Source organism: Saccharopolyspora sp. NPDC049426, assembly GCF_040676935.1.
In the GTDB taxonomy this organism is placed as follows: Bacteria; Actinomycetota; Actinomycetes; order Mycobacteriales; family Pseudonocardiaceae; genus Saccharopolyspora.
In genome coordinates, this window is record NZ_JBFAPZ010000016.1 from 48,762 (window position 1) to 67,822 (window position 19,061).

Sequence of the window (19,061 nt, forward strand, 5' to 3'; positions counted from 1 at the left end):
GTGGGCTGTTGCAGCTGTTCGGTCAAAGCTTCCTCCGTACGATGAATTCGGCGAGCTCTCCCAGTGCCGCGGTGTCGCCCAGCGATCCGACTTCCAGCTGCGCCTCCGCGAGTTCGAGCCGGCGGCGGCACTCCTGCCGCGTCCACTCCTCCGATCCGGCGCGCCGCACCATCTCGGCGGCTTCGCACAGCTGCGTCTCGGTGAGCTGCTCGGGCTGCTCGTAGAGCTCCCAGAGCCGCTCGCCCGCCGCTGTACCGGAGGTCAGGGCGTGGACCACCGGGACCGACTTCTTGCGGGTGCGCAGGTCCGACAGCACCGGTTTGCCGGTGACCTCCGGGTCTCCCCACAGGCCCAGCAGGTCGTCGACCAGCTGGAACGCCATCCCCAGCTCGGTGCCGTAGGCGTGCAGGGCGCGGACGCTCTCGCGCGGAGCGCCGACGCTCAGCGGCCCGATGGAGCAGGCGCAGGCCAGCAGCGCGGCGGTCTTGTCGTGCGCCATGCTCAGGCATTCGGTGAGGTCGACGTCCTGGCGGCGTTCGAAGCCGAGATCGGCGGTCTGCCCGGCGATGAGCACCCGTGCCGTCGTCAGCAGCGAGCGCACCGCCACCGCCGCGTTGGGGGCGTCGGATTCCAGCAGGACCTCCGGTGCCACGGCCAGCAGCGCGTCACCGGCCAGGATCGCCGCGGAGGATCCGAAGACCGTCCAGGCGGTGGGCCGGTGCCTGCGGGAGGTGTCGCCGTCCATCACGTCGTCGTGCAGCAGCGAGAAGTTGTGCACCAGCTCCACCGCCGCCGCCGACGGTACGGCGAGTTCTGCTGCACCGCAGGCAATTTCGGTCGCGGCGAGGGCCATCGCGGGACGCAGCGCCTTGCCGCCCGCGTCGGTCGGCGCACCGTCCACGCCGGTCCAGCCGAAGTGGTACTCGCCGACCCGCCGGGTCTCGGCGTCCAGCCGCGCGACCGCCGAGCGCAGCGTCGGTTCCACCAGCTCCCGCGCTGTGCGCAGGGCCGGAGGCAGCAGTGTGGTCATGCCGTCACCTCCACGCTCGTTCGCGATCGCAGTTCGGCCTCGACCACTTCGGCGGCGCGGATGCCGCTGCGGACCGCGCCTTCGGTGGTGTCCGGCCAGCCGGTTGCCGTCCACGCACCGGCGAGCACCAGACCGGGGACATCGGTGATCGCCGAGGGTCGGAGAGCCGCGCTGCCGGGGGCTTGCCGGAAGGTGGCGTGGGGTTCGCGGGTGACGAAGAAGTCCAGCAGCTCCGCCTTCCCGACCGCGGGGAACAGCTCGCGCAGCGCCGGGAGGAAGGTCTCGCGCAGGTCCTCGGTCCGCATCCCGATCTCCTGCTGCGCGGCGGACTGCGACAGCGCCAGGTACTGACCTCGGCCGGCACCGGAGATGCGGGTGCGGTCGAAGACCCACTGCACGGGCGAGTCGACCACTGCGGCCATCTCGTGATCGGTGACCGGTCGGTCGAAGTGGGCGTGCACGTTGACGATCGGCGAGGAGGACAACCGGGACCACTCAGCGGAGCCGCGCACGGGCAGCTCGTCGACGAGAGCTGCCGCAGCCGGGTGCGCGGTGGCCACCACGACGGAGTCCGCGTCGAGCACGCTCGCGCCGGCCTGCTCCTCGACTGGGACTTGGAAGCCCTTCGGCCCGCGGCGGATCGCGCGTGCCTTGCACCGGAGCCGGACGTCGACGCCCGCTGCGAGCAGGGTGCGTCGCCCGGCCTCGCCGTGCAGTTCGGAGAGCGGCCGCTGCGGGACTCCGATGTCGCAGGCGTCGGCGGTGTCGAGCAACCCGGTGCGGAACACCTTGGCGGCCAGTGCCATCGAGGCGTCGTCGGGTTGGGCGTTGAGCGCGGCCACGCCCAGCAGACCCCACAGCGCCTCGACCGCGCGCGGCGTCTCTCCCCGATCGCGCAACCACTTCCCGAGGCTCTGCTCGTCGATCGCCGGGTCCGCCGGGTCGATGCCGCGCAGCGCGAGCGCGGTCCGCGCCGCCCGGACCCGCTGCGCCCAGTTCAACCGCCGGTAGCTCAGCAGCGCCGGGGCGAGGTGCGCGGGAGCGCGCAGGTTCCAGCGGCTCAACGACGCCGGTGCCGCACCCGGGCTGAGCACCGGGACGCCGAACCGCTGCTGCATCCGGATCCCGTCGGTCGCGCCGAACCTGCGCAGCAGGTCGAGGTAGGCGGTGTAGCAGCGCAGCAGCACGTGCTGGCCGGTGTCGACGAGCAGGTCTCCGCGCGCGAACGAGTAAGTCGCCCCGCCGAGCCGGGGCCTCGCCTCCAGCAGCCGCACCGAGTGCCCGCGCTCCCGGCAGTCCAGGGCAGCGGCCATGCCGGCGAGCCCGCCGCCGATGACCACCACGGACCCGCGGTTCACGGCGTCATCCCGGCCAGCGAGCGGGCAGCGACTCCGGCTTTGCGCCAGCTCGACAGCGAGGTGCGCTGGTGCATCGCGGCGTTGGGGTTGATGGCGATGCGCACCAACAGCTGGTGGTAGATGCCGGCCATCGAGGCGCAGCAGGCGCGCGAGCGCCGGTCCAACATCGGCAACAGCCGGAACCCCTCGGTGTACCAGCGGTCGGCGCGCGCTGCCTGGAACCGCATCAGCCTGTTCCACCTCGCGTTGTCCTCGACGAAGCCGCCGCCGGGTTCCAGCCGCACGCCGAAGTGCGCGAGGTCGGAGGCGGGCAGGTACACCCGCCCGTTGAGCTGGTCCTCGCGGACGTCCCGCAGGATGTTGGTCAGCTGCAACGCCACGCCGAGCGCATCAGCCCGCGCGGTGGCGACCCTCGGTTCGTCGGTGCCGAACACGCCCAGGGACAACCGACCGATCGCACCGGCCACGCAGCGGCAGTAGTGCAGCAGCTCGTCGAAGGTGGTGTAGCTGGCGCCTCGCACGTCGGCCTCGCAGCCGTCGATGACTTCGTCGAACGCCTCCAGCGGAATCGGCATGCGGGTGGCGGCGTCGGCGAGCGCGACCAGCACCGGATCGGTCGAATCGGTCGAGGCGTGGTGCACGGCCTCGCGGCAGGCCTTGAGCTCGCGCAGCTTCTCCTCGCGCGGCAGGTCGCCGTCACCCACGTCGTCCACGCGGCGGGCGAAGGCGTACACCGCCGAGAGCGCACCGCGCTTCGGACCTGGCAGCAACCGGATGCCGTAGGAGAAGTTGCGGGCCTGCTCGCGGGTGATCCGCTCGCACTCCTGGTAGGCATCCCGGTACCGGGTCGGTGAGGTCACCGGGTCCCTCCCATCGCGTGCAGCCGCGCCCATTCGGTGAACGTCCGCGACTTGCTCGGGCTGACCTGCGCGGCCAGCGGGTCGTGTCCGGCGGCGCGGAACGCGGCGACGGTGGCCAGCCCGCCCGCGACGTAGCCGGCGACGGCCACCCGGGCCGTCCCCGACAGCGCTCCGACCAGGACGCTGCCGTCGCGCAGCATCCGGCGAGCGCGGTCGACTTCGAAGCGCACCAGCCCGCGCAGCGCGGTCGAGGCGCGCGGCGCGGTGAGGTCCTGCTCGTCGCAGCCGTAGCGCTTGAGGTCTTCGGCGGGCAGGTAGACGCGGCCTGCCCGCTGATCCTCGGCGAGGTCCTGCAGGTGCTCCAGGATCTGCAGCGCGGTGCAGATCCGGTCGGACAGGGCGATCAGGCCCTCCTCGGCGCGGCCGAACACGTGCAGCACCGACTCCCCCACCGGGTTGGCCGACAACGCGCAGTAGTCCCGCAGCCCGGCGAAGTCGTCGTAGTGCTTGACGTGCTGGTCCCACCGGTTGGCCTCGATCAGCTTGACCAGCGTGCGCATCGGGATTCCGCACTCGGTGACCGTGGGCGCCAGCGCCTGCATGATGGGGATGCGCGCGGTGTCCTGGTAGGCGCGTTCGAGGTCGTGTTCGAGGAAGTCCAGCAGCGCGTCGCGGTTGCCGGGCGCCTCGTCCCCGGCGTAGTCGACGAGCCGGAAGTAGCCGTAGAGGGCGTGCAGGTGCCTGCGGACACCTCCGGGCAGGACGCGGGAAGCCACCGGGAAGTTCTCCGAACGCATCCTCGCCAGCACGGCGGCGCTGCGCGGCAGCTCCCCCGGACGTGCTGACCACTGCGGGTGTTCGGGATCCACTCCGGACAGCGTCTCGTCCGGCAACGACAAGACCATCGGTCCTCCTCCTATCCACCGGCCAGGAGGCGCAACCGGCATCGTATGAGCACCCCTGCGGCACCGCAGGGCGAACGAAGAACCACATGAATCACGGTGATTCGCGCCGGTGTTCGACCACGCACCTTCTCCCCGGTTCCATATTGGACACCGGATGCGCGCGTCCCGCGCAGACCCGCCAGGAGGTGGCCGGATCGAGTGGCCCATCCTGACCACATTGGACTAGTCGACTACCGACTGCGACTGCGCGCGGACGCCAGGAACGCCCCCTACCTCACCGGGTCGGCGCACGCGCGGCTGCCGGACCCGAGGCGGGAGGTGGAGCAGAACGCGCCCGGCGGAGATCACCGCCGGGCGCGAGTCACGAGGAGCTCAGCCGTCGAGCTGTTCGATGGTGGCGATCGACGGCGATTCGGTGCGCTGCAGCTCCGCGGCCACGCGCTCGGCGTCGCGCAGCACGCGGACGGCGTTGTGCCAGGTCAGCTTGCCCAGATCGGCGTGCGACCAGCCGCGGCGGAGCAGCTCGGCGATCAGGTTCGGGTAGCCGGAGACGTCGTCGAGGTCCTTCGGCAGGAAGATCGTGCCGTCGTAGTCGCCGCCGACGCCGATGTGGTCGATGCCGGCGACCTCGCGCATGTGGTCGAGGTGGTCGGCGACGGTCTTCGAGGTGGCCACCGGCTGCGGGTTGGCCTCCTCGAACTCGCGCAGCATCTCCTTGGCCTCCGGGGTGCCCGACAGGTCGCTGAGGCCGTGCGCGACCAGCTCGCGCTGCGCGGCGGCGGTCCACTCCACCGACTCCTGCAGCACGAACTTGGTCACGAACGTCGCCATCGCCACGCCGCCGTTGCCGGGCAGCTGGGCGAGCACGTCGTCGGGGATGTTGCGCGGGTGCGAGCAGACCGCGCGCGAGGAGGAGTGCGAGAACACCACCGGGGCGCGACTGGCGCGCAGCGCGTCGCGCATGGTCTCGGCGGCGACGTGCGAGAGGTCGACGAGCATGCCCATCCGGTTCATCTCGCGCACCACCTCGACGCCGAAGGCGGTGAGCCCGTCGTGGGCGGGCTCGTCGGTGGCGGCGTCGGCCCAGGGGGTGTTGTCGTTGTGCGTCAGCGTCAGGTACCGCACGCCCAGGTCGTAGAAGGCGCGCAGGGTGGCCAGCGAGCAGTTGATCGAGTGCCCGCCTTCGGCGCCCATCAGCGAGGCGATCTTGCCATCGGCGCGGGCGGCCTCGATCTCGTCGGCGGTGCGGACCAGGCGCAGCCGGTCCGGATAGCGGGCGGCGAGGGCGTTGACGCAGTCGATCTGCTCCAGCGTGGCGCTGACCGCGTCATCGCCCTGCAGCTCGGTGGGCACGTAGACCGACCAGAACTGCCCGCCGACTCCCCCAGCGTCCAGGCGCGCGAGGTCGGTGTGCAGGCGACCGGTCTGGTCGGTGGCGATGTCGCGCTGGTCGAGGTCGTAGCGGACCTGCTCCCGCAGTGCCCAGGGCAGGTCGTTGTGACCGTCGAGCACCGGCGTGGCCTTGAGCAGCTCTCGGGCCTGGGCCACCACGTCCGCGTCGCTCATCGCGTCTCCCCAATTCACCCGGTCGGTTGTTCTCGGTGAGCATATCCGCTCGAGATCACCCGACCAGGGGCGTGTGGCACGCCGTAGATCGAATCGACGAATCGGACGTTCGGCCGCACCATCGTGATATGGAGCGAATTCCCAGGCAGCAGGACACCAGCAACCTCCCCACGGTGCTGGCCGAGTACGGGCACCTCGCCGCGCAACTGCCCGGTGCCTCGACGCAGCAGGCCGAGCGGTTGCGCGCCCGGCTGGCCGAGCTGGACGAGCAGATCGACGACTACGTCGCCCGCCTGACCGAATACCACTCCATTGTGGACAGTTGACGGACTCGGCCTTCCCGGCGCCGAGCACCTGAGACTTCGCGCAACGCCCCGTCCTGCCCCGCCTCCAACGCTCCGGTGATCAGCCCGACGACCTGACCCATGTCGCGGGTGCGCGGCGAGACAACGCCGACGCGCCTGCCGAGCGCGGATTCGATCGACGATGTCGAACACGTGCGGCATGTCGTCGCTGATCAGCACGACCGGCAGATCTCTCGCGCGGATCCTGCCGATGAGTTCGAGGACCTTGCCCGCCTCGGCCACGCCCGGCGCTGCCGTGGGCTCGTCCACGATGACGGCCTTGCTGCCGAACGCCGCGCGGGCGCGCCCTGGCGTTGCCCGCCGGAGGGCGTCTCCGCCGGCTGGATGATCGACTCGCCCCTCGCTCCTGGCCGTTCCTCCTCGCGCCATCCAAAATTGATTTCATTCGACACTGAAGTTATCGATGATGTTGACCGTTGAGTACGTCCGAGAACGTAGCCGGTGTGTCGGCACCGGGAGGACGCCGGAACGCGGGCGGGTCGGTGAGACTGGTCGGCATGAGTGTGTTGCGCCCTCGCTTCGGCGATGTGGTTCTGGCGCTGCTGGTGACCGCGGTCGGAGTCGTCGGGACCATCGCCGCCCACCGGTGGGCGGGGCACGGGATGCGCGGCCTGAACGGGATCGCCATCGCGTTCGTCGTGGTCGCAGGGCTGACCTTGGCGTGGCGACGCCGCGTGCCGCTGGTGGTGCTCGGGGTCGTGGCCGTCGCGGTGTCCGGTTACCTCGTCGCCGGGTTCCGGTACGGGCCGATCCTGCTGGCGCTGCTGGTCGCGGTGTACTCGACCGCGCGTCACCGGCCAGCGCGCACGGCGGGCATCGCCGCCGGCATCGCTCTTCTGCTGCTGTGGGCCCACACCTTCCTCACCGGCCCCGGGTGGGCGGGCATCATCCCGGCGTCGGCGTGGGTGCTGGTGCCCTTCGCCGCGGGCCTGGTGGCGCGGACCCAGTCGGAGGCCGTGGCCCGGCAGCGGTCCGAGGCGCTGCGGCGCCGGGTCGACGACGAGCGGCTGCGCATCGCCCAGGAGGTGCACGACGTGGTCGGCCACGGGCTGGCTGCGATCAAGATGCAGGCCGACGTGGCGTTGCACGTGCTGCCGAAGAAGCCCGATCAGGCCGAGATCGCCCTCAACGCGATCAGCCGCACCAGCAGCGACGCCCTCGACGAACTCCGCGCGACGCTGGCCGTCGTCCGCGCCGGAACCGGGCACGGCCCCGAACCCGGTCTGAGCCGCGCGCCCGACCTGGTCAACCGCACCCGCGAGGCCGGGGTGGAGGTCTCCCTGCGCGTGCGCGGCGAGATGCCGGAGCTGCCGAAGGCGGTCGACCTCACCGGATACCGGATACTGCAGGAGTCCCTGACCAACGTGCTGCGCCACAGCCGGGAGCAGCGCGCGGAGGTCACCGTCGACTACTCGCCGGAGGAGGTCCGCATCGAGGTCACCAACCCCTCCCCCGCGACCACCGGCGGCGACGGCCTCGGCATCCCGGGGATGCGGCGCCGCGTGGAGGCGCTCGGGGGCGAGTTCAGCGTCGGGTCCTCCGGCGGCCGATTCCGGGTGCACGCCCGGCTGCCGATCGGAGCGCAGCGGTGATCACCGTGCTCATCGTCGACGACCAAGACCTGGTGCGCATCGGGTTGCGGACGCTCATCGAGTCCGAGGACGACCTCGACTGCGCCGGTGAAGCCGCCGACGGGCTCGACGCGGTCCGCAAGGTGCGCGAGCACCACCCCGACGTGGTGCTCATGGACATCCGGATGTCCGGTGTGGACGGTCTGGAGGCGACGCGGCGCATCACGGCTGACGCGGATCTGGCCGGTACCAAGGTGATCGTGCTGACCACGTTCGAGATCGACGAGTACGTCTTCAGCGCGCTGCGCGCCGGTGCCAGCGGATTCCTGCTCAAGGACACCACCCCGGTGGACCTGCTGCGCGCGATCCGCCTGGTCGCGGGCGGGGAGGCGCTGCTCGCGCCGTCGGCGACGCGGAAGCTGGTGCGCGAGTTCGTCCACCTGGCGCCGCGCACCCGCGATCCGCACCCGCAGCTGCACACGCTCACCGACCGCGAGCGCGAGGTACTGGCCCTGGTGGCGGAGGGCCTGAGCAACGAGGAGATCGCCGGAAGACTGGTGGTCAGCCCGGCCACGGCGCGCACGCACGTCAGCCGCGCGATGGTCAAGCTCGGTGCGCGCGACCGCGCCCAGCTGGTGGTGTTCGCCTACCAGTCCGGCGTCGTCGACTGACTCACTTGCTGACCGGCGTGAACTCCGACCAGGGCGTGTCGGCGAGCTTCTTGTTCGCGTCCCACAGCTCGACCATCACCCGCACCGAACCCTCGGGCCTGAGCTGGAGCTTGCACTCGACGTACTCGCCCTCGCTGCTGGTGTCCCGGCACTCGGCGGTGTGGTGGTAGTCGGTCTCCGAGCGGATCTTGACCCAGTACCCGTCCTTGTAGGTGTCCTTGATCCCGATGTGGTCGCGGTCGGCGTTGAAGCACCCGTTGCCGCGCGCCTTGCCCTCGTAGGTGATGGTCTTGCACGTCTTCGGCACGTACGGCGGCCGCGAGGTCGTCGGCTTCGCGGTGGTGCTGGGCGGCGCAGGCGCCTCGGAGGACGGCGTGACGGTCGGCGGGCTGGTGGGCGCGAGCGAGGCGCTCGTCGCGAGCAGGCTCGTCGGCGCCGCGGGCGATGTGGGGGGCACGATCGGCGTCGCCTGGCCGTCGGTGGGTTCGGGTTGCAGCGTCATGACCGCCGCGGCGACGCCGGCCACAGCGGCGACCGCGCCGATGCCGGCGAGGGCGATCGGCCACCGCGACTTGCGCCGCTCGGGCTCGGCTCCGGCGGCCCCGAGCGGGGCGGTGCTGCGCAGCGCCCGCCGGGCCGCTGCGGCGAGCTCACCGGCGGTGGCGTAGCGGTCGGCGGCGTTCTTGGCCATGCCGGTGGCCACCACGCGGTCGAACTCCGGCGGCACGCCGGCCACCTCAGCCGAGGGCTTCGGGGGCTCGCGGTTGAGGTGGGCGTAGATCAGCGCTTCGGTGCTGGTCACGCCGTAGGGCTTGGCGCCGGTGAGGCATTGGAAGAGAACGCAGGCCAGCGAGTACACGTCCACGCGGTGGTCGGACGGGGCGTCGCCGAAGCGCTCCGGCGCCATGTAGGCCAGCGTGCCCATGGTGACGCTGCCGGAGGTGCGGCTCGTGGCGTCCTGGATGGAGGCCGCGATGCCGAAGTCCACGAGGTAGGCGAAGCCGCCCGCGCCGAGCAGCACGTTGGAGGGCTTGACGTCCCGGTGCACGACGCGCGCGGCGTGCGCGGCGTCGAGCGCCTGCGCGACTTGCTCGATCACGTGCACCACGTCCTGCGGGTGCATCGGACCGTGGGCGTTGAGCCGCGCGCCGAGGTCTTCGCCCTCGACCAGGCGCATGTCCAGGTAGAGGCGGCCGTCGATCTCGCCGTAGCCGTGGATCGGGATGACGTGGGGTTCGTTGAGGCGGCCGGCGGCGTGCGCCTCGCGCTTGAAGCGCTCGCGGAACTCCTGGTCAGCCGCCAGGTGCGGGGCGAGCAGCTTGAGCGCGACGATGCGGTCGTGGCGGGTGTCGTAGGCGCGCAGGATCTCGCCCATTCCCCCGCGGGCGATGACGCCCTCCACCCGGTACGGGCCGAACTGCGACTGCACGACTGCTGCTCCTCATCCGAAGTTGCGGCCATCCTATTGGGTGACGCAGAGCGCTCAGCACGGCCCACTGCCCGCTCCGCTGAACGGCCGCTGCGCTCGGTGAAGTTTCCGCTACGAAGCGCCGGACCCGGCTGCGCCGACCCTCGCGCGCCTGCTACCAAAGGTGAGGCAAGATCATGTTCCGCCACCGGCTTCGGGAAAGGACCGGTCCCACAGATGTCGACGACCGACGACGGCACGGACGCGCGCAAGATCGAACGCGGGGAGAGCACCGGCGGATGCCCGGTGAGCCGGGATTCCGACGGTGTGTGGCGAGTTCGCGGTCACGCCGCCGCCCGCGCGGCCCTGCGCAGCACCGACACGGTCCAGGCCGGTCTCGGCGTGGAGACCGTGGAGAAGATGCCCGCCAAGATCCGCCGTCCGGTCCTCTACCGGGACGGCCCGGAGCACCGCGAGCACCGCCGCCAGACTGCGAAGTACTTCACTCCCCGCAAGGTCGACGAGTCCTACCGGGGGATCATGGAGCGGGTCAGCGACGAGCAGTTGGCCAAGCTCACCGCGAACGGCACGGCGGTGCTCTCCGAGTTGAGCTTCGAGCTGGCGATCGGCGTGGCGTGCGCGGTGATCGGGCTGACCGAGAGCCGTCCGGGACTGGCGGGACGCCTGGAGCGGTTCTTCCCGGAGGAGTTCGGCGAACCGGGTTTCACCAGCCTGCACGGCTTGTACTGGGTGTGGCGGCAGGCGGTGAACTGGGGCGGCATCTACTTCGCCGACGTGCTGCCCGCGGTGCGCGCCCGGCGCAAGCAGCCGCAGGACGACCTCATCTCGCACCTGCTGGCCGACGGTTGCTCGTCGGCGGAGATCCTCGGCGAGTGCATCACCGTCGCGGCGGCGGGCATGGTCACGACCCGCGAGTTCGTGAACCTGGCCGCCTGGCACCTGTTCACCGACGACGCTCTGCGCGAGCGCTACGTCAGCGCCGAGGAGTCCGAACGGCTGGCGATCTTGCACGAGTTCCTGCGGCTGGAGCCGGTGGTCGCGCACCTGCTGCGCCGCACCACGGCTGAGGTGGAGCTGCCCGGCGAAGACGGCCAGACGCACACCGTTCCGGCCGGTGAGGTCATCGACATCGACGTGACCAGCACCAACGCCGATGAGGCCGCGTTCGGCGAGAAGCCGCTGCAGGTGTGCCCGCACCGCGAGCTCACCGACGCGACGGCACCGGGGCTGTCGTTCAGCGACGGCCCGCACCGCTGCCCGGGCAACAACATCGCCGTCCAGGAGACCGACGTCTTCCTGACCAGGCTGTTCGCCCTGCCCGGCGTCCGCTTGCAAACCCCGCCGAAGGTGTCGTTCAACGACGCCATCGGCGGCTACGAACTCCGCGGCATGGTCGTGGCCGTCGGCGAGTGACGCTGCGGCGGGGGAAGTTCCTGGCGCGGTGACCGGTGGGAGTTCCGTTCCTTACGGTGTCATGCCGTCGGTGAGGCTGGGTCGGTAACCGGTGAAGTCATGGCTCATGCACTTGCCCATCCAGGGCTTTGCGAACGGCGCTGATGGCGCGGGTGATGTCCTCGTCGTCGGTTTGCCAGCTGACGACAGAGATGCGCATAGCGCGCATCCCGTTCCATGTGGTGGCGCCGAACCATGCCTCTCCGGACCGCTGGACATGCTCGATCACGTGCTCGGTTCGGGCATCGTGATTGCCATCAGCAGCGAGAAAACGCACAAGGCCCTGGTTGATCTGGGGTGTGACGAGCAGCTCCGCACCCTCCAACGCCCCAATTTCGGTCGCGAGGCGATGTGCATGGTCGCTGCAACGCTCGATGATGTCCGCGATACCGCGCCGCCCCAGCGCACGAATTGCGGCATAGACCGGTACGGCCCGCCCACGGCGGGACCACTCCGGGTTCCAGTCGATTTGGTCGCGGGCCGGCCGGGTGGTTGAACCGCTGTGGGCATCGTCGGCGTGGGTGAGGTAGCTGGCGCGGGTGGACATTGCGGTGCGGTGCGCGTCGGGGTGGCGCACGAATGCGAATCCTGAGTCAAACGGGACGTTGAGCCATTTGTGGCCGTCCGTGGTCCAGGAATCGGCGTGCTCAACACCGTCCAGCAGATAGCGGTAGCGCTCACTCACTCCTGCCCACAGCCCGAAGGCACCGTCGACGTGTACCCACGCACCGTGGTCGTGGGCGAGTCGGCACGCCTCGGCGAACGAGTCAAAGGCTCCGGTGTTGATCTCCCCGGCTTGTAGACACACGATGGCCGGGGTGTCCTGCTCGGCAAGATGCCGTTGCAGAGAGACAAGGTCGAGGCGCCCGCACTCATCGGCGTCGGTGGCGTGGAGACAGTCCATACCCAGGCCCAGCAGGCGAATCGCCCGTTCGACGGAGGCGTGCTGGTGTCCGGAAGTGAACACGCGCAAGGCGGGCGCTCCCATCAGTCCTTGACGTTCGACGTTCCAGCCGTGATCAGCCAAGACCTTCGTGCGAGCCGCTGCCAGCGCGGTGACGTGGGCCTGTTGCGCCCCTGTGGTGAAGGCGAACGACGCCTCCGTCGGTAGCCGAAGAAGCTGTTTGAGCCAGTCTCCGGCCACCTCCTCGATGACGGCCTCGGCCGGTCCGCAGGCGTACAGAGCAGCGTTTTGATCCCAGGTCGAGGTCAGCCAGTCGGCGGCCAGCGCCGCCGGAATCCCGCCGCCGATCACCCAGCCGAAGAACCGACCCCCGGCACTGCCGAGAATGCCCGCTTCGCTGTCATGGACGAGCTCATCGATAACCCGCGCATCATCGGATCCCTCCTCGGGGAGCTCTCGCGTCAGAGCCTCGCGCAGCTGTGCCAGAGTCGCTCTCGCCGCCACCGGACGTTGCGGGAGGCCGTCGAGAAACGTGGCAGCGTGTGCGGCGGTCTGTTGCAGGAGCTGCTGCCGACTCGTCATCAAAGCCTCCGGGATGACACGAACGTTGTCTCAGGTAGACGTTGGCGCAGCGCAAAACCGGAGATCGCCCGGGATCGGCCATCAGGTTCTCGTGCAGCCGCCACTCAGGAGTGCACCGACCCAGCGGGCAGGTCGGTCAGTTCCAAGCCCCGTATTCTTCAGAGACCGGTAGGCAAGCGCTGGCGGCTTTCGGCCGTCGCGTCCGCGCAGCCTCCAGCCACGTCACAAGCAACCGTCCGTAAGACGATCAACTACGGGGACATACCGGGACGACCGGGAAAGCAAAAGTAGTTGACGAGGAGATTGAGATCCCCCCGCGATCGCGGGTCGAACGGGGCCGGTCGTGAGGTTCCTGGCGCGTCCTGGGATGCCAGGAACAGCACTTCTGCCGACCTTGCGCCGTATGGGCACTCGGGATCAACGCACTTCCCAGCGAGAACTGGTTGCGGCGACCTAACCGACTCACCCGCCTCTCAAAGCCCGAACGCTCCCCCTTCGATCAGGATCGCCAGGCCGATGCCGATCAGGACAACGGGCAGCACGACGTGCCCCCAGCGCGACAGGGAGCGAGCGATCACGGGTCGAGTCGCGAAGTACCGCCCTGAGGCACACCACACGGCCACCAGCAGCACGAACACAGCGGCGAACACGACCAGCCCGCCCGGGCCGGTGGTGGCGAACACCGGGACGTAGACCCCGATGTTGTCCCCGCCGTTGGCGAACGTCACCGCGGCGACCGCCCACGTCGTCGGGCCATCGCCCGCGCTCGGGATCTCTCCGCCATCCGTGCCGTGACGTTCGCGCCATGCCGTCCACCCTGCGCGGATACCCAACAGCAGCGGAAGCAACCCGAGGTACGGAATGGCCGCCTCGGGCAGCAGACCAGCGCCAAGCGCACCGATGATCGCCGCCGCCAGAATCGCGCCGAAGCCCAGGTACTGTCCGGCCACGACCCGAACGGCACTCCCAGGATGACCAGCGGCCTGACCGAAGAACAACGCCAGGATCAAGATGTCATCGATGTTGGTCACCGCGAACATGCCCACGGCCTGCCCGACCAGCGTCAGCTCCACCGCAACCTTCCCGCCTCAACCGTCTGCCCCAGCAACCCTATGCGGTCGACGGCAGGCATGACCCGAGCTCAGCGCGAGCTACGGCATCGACACGGGCCTTGAGAGGGAGGTGGGCACTTCCCCCACCTCGTCTCAGGGTCCCTGCCAGGTGAAAGTCGTGACGGCTCCCGCTGGGAGGGTGTGCTCGAAGCTCTGACCGCCGCTGCGGACCTGGAAGGTCTGCTCGGAGTCCGATGCGTTCAGCGCCATCAAGGCGGTGGAGCCGTCGGTGTTGCGGAAGGCGACCGACTCGATGCCGTTGGGGTTGCTGGTCGATTCGACACGCTGCGCACCGGGTTTCACGAACTTCGCGACGTGGCCGAGGACGTAGTACTCCTCGTTGTAGGTGACCTGCCCGTCGTCGGTGTTGACGGTGACCACGCCCCGGCAGTCGGAGCAGCCGCCGTTGGTCGGGCCGTGGTGCTGGTCGAGCGCCACGTTCCACAGCGCGACGCCCTTGGCCCAGTTCCGTGTTCCGCCGATGATGAGGTTCTGCGTCTGCCACTTGAGGTTCTGGGCGAAGTCCGGCGACCAGTCACCGCCGGAGCACTCGGTCAACCAGATGCCCTTGTCCGGGTGCGCCTGCTGGAACTCGCTCTGGCCGGACGCGTCGCCTTCGTAGCAGTGGAAGGCCGCGCCCGCGACGTGCTGCCCCGCTTCCGGGTCGTCGGCGACGATGCCCGGGTACTCGGGGTGCGACCAGTTGTGGTCCCACGCGAGCAGCTGGGTCTTCAGGCCGGATTCGGCGAACTTCGGGCCGATCTCGTCGCCGATCGCCGCGGCCTGCTGCTCCGGGGACATGTGCATCGACGGGTACCCGGAGGAACCGTCCCCGGATTCAGGGTGGTAGGGCTCGTTCTGGATGCTCAGGAAGTCCAGCGGCACACCGGCGTCGGAGTAGGCCTGGGCTGTCTTGAGGAGGTAGTCGGCGAAGACGCCGTGGTTTTCGGTCTTGAGCTCACCGCCGTCGACGTTGTCGTTGGTCTTCATCCACGCCGGAGCGCTCCACGGCGTGCCCATCACCTTCAGGTCCGGGTTGATCTGCTCGGCCTGCCTCAGGATCGGCAGGATGTAGGCCTCGTCGTGACCGGTGTTGAAGTCGGAGAGGTCGCAGCAGGTGTCGTCGAAGGTGTAGTCGCCGGACTCGGCGGTGGCGAAGTCGCTGGCGCCCAACGGCTGCCGCACCATGCTCAACCCGATGCCGTCGGCGCCGAAGAGGTTGTTCATCAGCTCGTCGCGCGCGCCCTGGTCGAGGTCGTTGGCGACCAGGGCGGCCGAGGAGTCGGTGAAGGCGGCGCCGAACCCGTCGATGGTCTGGTAGGTCGTGGCCGGGTCCACGTCGATGATGGTCTGGGCACTGCCGCCGGATCCGAACTCCTCGTCCTCCTGGCGTTCGAGGAGCTTGCTCTTGTCGCCGGTGGTCTCCCACACCTGCACGACCGGCGCGGCACCCCCGGGCGCGGCGCCCGCCGCCGTTCCCAGCAGCAGGGTGCCGGCGAGCAGCGCGGCGCGCCTGCGCCAGGGTCGGGTTCGCTTCATCGCGAGTTCCTCTCAACCGGGGGACGGGTGAACGACGCGGATTGTTCGCCGAATTCCTCCGGAGCGCACATGGGAATTCCCATTTGATACGGCATTCCGGCGAACATGCCGCCGACTTTTGGGCCACCGTGTCGAACTTTCGCCAACGATCCCGCAATTCGCGTTCCCGGTGCTACGTTCGGCAATCGCGACAAACCCGACCACACCGCGACGTCCCAGGACTGTATCGGTTCGGAGGCATTCGATCCGCGCAGGAATCCGAAATCTTTCGGAATTCGACTCGCAGTCGCGCGAATGCCTTTCAGCACTGTGCTTTCTCAACGCCGAGGAGATGCGTTCATGGCCTTCAGCAGACGGATGCGCGTGGCGGCGATCGGCGCCGCCCTCGCGTGCACGGCGGTGATCACCCCGACGGTGACCGCTGCCGCTCCGACCTACCGCGACGCGTCCGCGCCGGTTCCCGACCGGGTCGAGGACCTCCTGTCGCGGATGTCGTTGCAGGACAAGATCGGTCAGATGACGCAAGCCGAGCGCGTCGCGGCGGACCCGCAGACCGCCGCCTCGGCGTCGCTGGGCTCGGTGCTCAGCGGCGGCGGGTCGACGCCCGAACCCAACACCGCCGAGTCCTGGGCGGACATGTACGACGACTACCAGCGCGCGGCGACCGCCACTCCGCTGGGCATCCCGCTGATCTACGGCGTGGACGCCGTGCACGGGCACAACAACGTGCACGGCGCGACGATCTTCCCGCATAACATCGGCCTGGGCGCGGCCAACGACCCGAAGCTGACCGAGGACATCGGGCGCGCGACCGCCGAGGAGATCTCGGGCACCGGCATCGACTGGGACTTCGCCCCGTGCCTGTGCGTGGCCCGCAACGACCGCTGGGGACGCACCTACGAGTCCTTCGGCGAGACCCCGGAGCGGCCCACCGCCCACGCCACGGCCATCAACGGCCTGCAGGGCGAAGCGCTCAACGCCCCCGGATCGGTGCTGGCCACGGCCAAGCACTACATCGGCGACGGCGGCACGACCGGAGGTGACGACCAGGGCAACACCGAGATCGACGAGCAGGAGCTGCGCCGCGTGCACCTGCCGCCGTTCCAGGAGGCCGTCAACCGGGACGTGGGTTCGGTGATGATCTCCTACAGCAGCTGGAACGGCCTGAAGCTGCACGCGCACTCGTACCTGGTCAACGACGTGCTCAAGGGCGAGCTGGGCTTCAAGGGCTTCGTGATCTCCGACTACGACGCGATCGACCAGATCGACGGCCAGCTGGGCTTCACCGCCGAGGAGGTCGCCACCGCGATCAACTCCGGCCTGGACATGATCATGGTGCCCAACGACTGGAAGAAGTTCACCGAGCTGCTGCGCGGCGAGGTGGAGAACGGGCACGTGCCGATGTCGCGCATCGATGATGCCAACAGGCGCATCCTCACCAAGAAGTTCGAGCTCGGCCTGTTCGAGAACCCCTACACCGACAGGCAGTTCACCGGCACGGTCGGCAGCCCGGAGCACCGCGCGCTCGCCCGCGACGCGGTCCGCAAGTCGCAGGTGCTGCTGAAGAACGACGGTGGCCTGCTGCCGCTGCCCAAGGACGGCGGGAAGCTGTTCGTGGCGGGCAAGAACGCCGACGACATCGGCAACCAGTCGGGCGGCTGGACGATCAGCTGGCAGGGCGAGAGCGGCCCGATCACCCCGGGCACGACGATCCTGCAGGGCATCAAGGACGCGGCCAAGGGCTCGCAGATCACCTACGACCGCCACGGCACGGGCATCGACAACACCTACAGCGCCGCCATCGCGATCGTCGGCGAAACCCCCTACGCCGAGGGCAAGGGCGACCGCCCGGCCGGCATGGGTCTGGACCAGGAGGACCAGGAGACGCTGAAGAAGCTGGAGGACAGCGGAGTTCCGGTCATCGCGGTCACCGTCTCGGGACGTCCGCTGGACATCAGCCAGCACCTGCCGAACTGGGACGCGCTGCTCGCCTCCTGGTTGCCGGGCACCGAAGGCGCGGGCGTCGCCGACGTCCTCTTCGGCGACCACAACCCCACCGGCACCCTGCCGATGACCTGGATGAACTCGGCCGACCAACAGCCCATCAACGACGGAGACGGCCAGAAGCCCCTGTTCCCCTACGGCTTCGGCCTGCAGTACTGACGTGATCCTGGCGCTCACCCCGGTTCGCGGGATGAGCGTCCGGTTCGGCTCAGGATCATGGCGCCCTGCCGCACCGCGGACCGGAGCGGTCCCGGGCGCAGGACCGGCCGTCGCCGCAGGGCGGACTCAGCGCACGAAGGAGGTGAAGAGCTGCAGCCAGGCCGCGCGGAGGAGGAGGCGGGTGGGACTTGCGTTGTCGTCGGCGGTCGGTTGCCGGCGGATGTTGCGCACCTGGAAGTCCTCTTCGAATCCGTCGGGCCGGGCGTCGTCGCACATCGGCCCTGAACTTTCGACGCCTGGCAAGACTCCGTTGTCTCGCCAGGCCACACACCCGGCCGAAGCGCGGCGTGCGCTGGATACCTTGGCGGTTACCTCGCGTTTACGCAAGAGATCATCATCGGCGAACACGCTCAGTTGATCGTAAATGCAGGTCTGACCTGCGAGGATCGAATGAGAGTTAGCCGATCGGGTGGAGCAGCGGCTTATGCTGCGAACGGCGGCTTGCGCTTCGAGGCGACCAGGAGGACGCGAATGCACTACCGGCATCTGGGCAGCAGCGGCTTGATCATCAGCGAGCTGGTCTACGGCAACTGGATCACGCACGGCTCCCAGGTCGAGGAGAACGCCGCCGTGGCCTGCGTGCGCGCCGCGCTGAACAACGGCATCACCAGCTTCGACACCGCCGACGTGTACGCGGGCGGACGCGCCGAGGAGGTGCTCGGGCGGGCGTTGCGGTCGGAGCGCCGCGAAGGGCTGGAGATCTTCACGAAGGTCTACCACCCGATGGGCGAGGGCAAGAACGACCGCGGGCTTTCGCGCAAGCACATCATGGAGTCGATCGACAACTCGCTGCGCAGGCTGCAGACCGACTACGTCGACCTCTACCAGGCGCACCGCTACGACCCGGAGACGCCGCTGGAGGAGGCGATGGAGGCCTTCGCCGACGTCGTCCGCAGCGGGAAGGCGCACTACATCGGGGTTTCCGAGTGGACCGCCGAGCAGATCCGCGCGGGTCACGCGCTGGCCCGCGAGCTGCGCATCCCGCTGGTGTCCAACCAGCCGCAGTACTCGGCGCTGTGGCGGGTCATCGAGGGCGAGGTCGTCCCGGCGTCCCGCGAGCTGGGAATCGGGCAGATCGTGTTCTCCCCCATCGCCCAGGGCGTGCTGACCGGCAAGTACAAGCCCGGCGCCGCGCCGCCGGAAGGCTCGCGCGCCACCGACGAGCGCGGGTCGACGTTCGTGGCCCGCTACCTGCGCGACGAGGTCCTGGAGCGCGTCCAGCAGCTCAAGCCGCTGGCCGAGGATGCGGGCTTGTCGCCGGCTCAGCTGGCGGTGGCGTGGGTGTTGCAGAACGACAACGTTTCGGCCGCCATCATCGGTGCCTCCCGACCCGAGCAGGTCTCGGAGAACGCCGTCGCCGCAGGTGTGAAGCTGGACGGGGAGCTGGTGGCGAAGATGAACGACCTCCTCGCTCCGGTCGCGGTCACCGATCCGGGCAAGACCGCCGAAAACGCCCCGAAGTCCCGCAGCTGACCCACCACGTCGCCCTTCCGG

Annotated in this window: 16 protein-coding genes and 1 pseudogene; 6 read left to right on the forward strand and 11 right to left on the reverse strand. The window is 69.6% G+C overall.

All coding sequences use genetic code 11. From position 1 onward, the window contains the following. Nucleotides 1-22 precede the first annotated feature (22 nt). The 5 genes from AB0J78_RS28430 to AB0J78_RS28450 form a co-directional block, all read right to left on the reverse strand. Complete coding sequence (locus AB0J78_RS28430; protein ID WP_363794258.1) at nt 23-1,030, reverse strand: polyprenyl synthetase family protein; 1,008 nt, start codon at nt 1,028-1,030, stop codon at nt 23-25. Then, nucleotides 1,027-2,388 carry a hydroxysqualene dehydroxylase HpnE gene (gene hpnE, locus AB0J78_RS28435; RefSeq protein WP_363794260.1) on the reverse strand — a complete coding sequence of 454 codons (1,362 nt, stop codon included), beginning with the start codon at nt 2,386-2,388 and terminating at the stop codon, nt 1,027-1,029. Before hpnE ends, AB0J78_RS28430 begins: the two co-directional genes overlap by 4 nt. Next, entirely contained in the window at nt 2,385-3,248 is an 864-nt protein-coding gene (hpnD, locus tag AB0J78_RS28440; RefSeq protein ID WP_363794262.1) for a presqualene diphosphate synthase HpnD, read from the reverse strand. Before hpnD ends, hpnE begins: the two co-directional genes overlap by 4 nt. Then, entirely contained in the window at nt 3,245-4,153 is a 909-nt protein-coding gene (hpnC, locus tag AB0J78_RS28445) for a squalene synthase HpnC (protein WP_363794264.1), read from the reverse strand. The genes hpnD and hpnC overlap by 4 nt, the downstream gene beginning before the upstream one ends. 372 nt (nt 4,154-4,525) lie before the next feature. Then, nucleotides 4,526-5,719 carry a dipeptidase gene (locus AB0J78_RS28450; protein ID WP_363794266.1) on the reverse strand — a complete coding sequence of 398 codons (1,194 nt, stop codon included), beginning with the start codon at nt 5,717-5,719 and terminating at the stop codon, nt 4,526-4,528. Nucleotides 5,720-5,847: 128 nt separating this feature from the next. Between AB0J78_RS28450 and AB0J78_RS28455 the strand changes: the two genes are divergently transcribed. Further along, nucleotides 5,848-6,045, forward strand: a complete 198-nt coding sequence (locus AB0J78_RS28455) for a hypothetical protein (RefSeq protein ID WP_132673685.1) — start codon at nt 5,848-5,850, stop codon at nt 6,043-6,045. Here the strand turns inward: AB0J78_RS28455 and AB0J78_RS28460 are convergent. Then, nucleotides 6,000-6,419 (reverse strand): annotated as a pseudogene (locus AB0J78_RS28460) (hypothetical protein); the annotation flags it as partial. The gene AB0J78_RS28455 and the pseudogene AB0J78_RS28460 sit on opposite strands and share 46 nt — an antisense overlap. Before the next feature lie 162 nt (nt 6,420-6,581). Between AB0J78_RS28460 and AB0J78_RS28465 the strand changes: the two are divergent. Then, nucleotides 6,582-7,676, forward strand: a complete 1,095-nt coding sequence (locus tag AB0J78_RS28465; protein WP_363794268.1) for a histidine kinase — start codon at nt 6,582-6,584, stop codon at nt 7,674-7,676. Further along, the gene (locus AB0J78_RS28470) at nt 7,673-8,326 is read left to right on the forward strand and encodes a response regulator transcription factor (protein WP_363794270.1); all 654 of its coding nucleotides are present in this window, start codon (nt 7,673-7,675) and stop codon (nt 8,324-8,326) included. The genes AB0J78_RS28465 and AB0J78_RS28470 overlap by 4 nt, the downstream gene beginning before the upstream one ends. A 1-nt stretch (nt 8,327) precedes the next feature. Here AB0J78_RS28470 and AB0J78_RS28475 read toward each other — a convergent pair whose 3' ends face one another. Then, nucleotides 8,328-9,755 carry a protein kinase gene (locus AB0J78_RS28475; RefSeq protein ID WP_363794272.1) on the reverse strand — a complete coding sequence of 476 codons (1,428 nt, stop codon included), beginning with the start codon at nt 9,753-9,755 and terminating at the stop codon, nt 8,328-8,330. Nucleotides 9,756-9,971: 216 nt separating this feature from the next. Between AB0J78_RS28475 and AB0J78_RS28480 the strand changes: the two genes are divergently transcribed. After that, the gene (locus AB0J78_RS28480; RefSeq protein WP_363794274.1) at nt 9,972-11,168 is read left to right on the forward strand and encodes a cytochrome P450; all 1,197 of its coding nucleotides are present in this window, start codon (nt 9,972-9,974) and stop codon (nt 11,166-11,168) included. A 97-nt stretch (nt 11,169-11,265) separates the two neighbouring features. On the opposite strand, the gene AB0J78_RS28485 is transcribed toward AB0J78_RS28480, so the two are convergent. The 3 genes from AB0J78_RS28485 to AB0J78_RS28495 all read right to left on the reverse strand — a co-directional run bounded on the left by AB0J78_RS28485 (nt 11,266) and on the right by AB0J78_RS28495 (nt 15,344). Beyond that, nucleotides 11,266-12,693, reverse strand: a complete 1,428-nt coding sequence (locus tag AB0J78_RS28485; RefSeq protein WP_363794276.1) for an aminotransferase class V-fold PLP-dependent enzyme — start codon at nt 12,691-12,693, stop codon at nt 11,266-11,268. A 473-nt stretch (nt 12,694-13,166) separates the two neighbouring features. Then, entirely contained in the window at nt 13,167-13,766 is a 600-nt protein-coding gene (locus tag AB0J78_RS28490) for a cadmium resistance transporter (RefSeq protein ID WP_363794278.1), read from the reverse strand. 132 nt (nt 13,767-13,898) lie between these two features. Further along, nucleotides 13,899-15,344 (reverse strand): glycoside hydrolase family 30 beta sandwich domain-containing protein, encoded by a 1,446-nt coding sequence (locus tag AB0J78_RS28495; protein ID WP_363794280.1) that lies wholly within the window; start codon nt 15,342-15,344, stop codon nt 13,899-13,901. A 339-nt stretch (nt 15,345-15,683) separates the two neighbouring features. Between AB0J78_RS28495 and AB0J78_RS28500 the strand changes: the two genes are divergently transcribed. Continuing rightward, nucleotides 15,684-17,507 (forward strand): glycoside hydrolase family 3 N-terminal domain-containing protein, encoded by a 1,824-nt coding sequence (locus AB0J78_RS28500; RefSeq protein ID WP_363794282.1) that lies wholly within the window; start codon nt 15,684-15,686, stop codon nt 17,505-17,507. 126 nt (nt 17,508-17,633) lie between these two features. On the opposite strand, the gene AB0J78_RS28505 is transcribed toward AB0J78_RS28500, so the two are convergent. Further along, nucleotides 17,634-17,915, reverse strand: coding sequence for a hypothetical protein (locus AB0J78_RS28505; protein ID WP_363794284.1), 282 nt, complete (start codon nt 17,913-17,915; stop codon nt 17,634-17,636). A 123-nt stretch (nt 17,916-18,038) separates the two neighbouring features. On the opposite strand from AB0J78_RS28505, the gene AB0J78_RS28510 reads away from it, so the two are divergent. Next, nucleotides 18,039-19,040 (forward strand): aldo/keto reductase family protein, encoded by a 1,002-nt coding sequence (locus AB0J78_RS28510; protein WP_363794286.1) that lies wholly within the window; start codon nt 18,039-18,041, stop codon nt 19,038-19,040. The last annotated feature ends 21 nt before the right edge of the window (nt 19,041-19,061 follow it).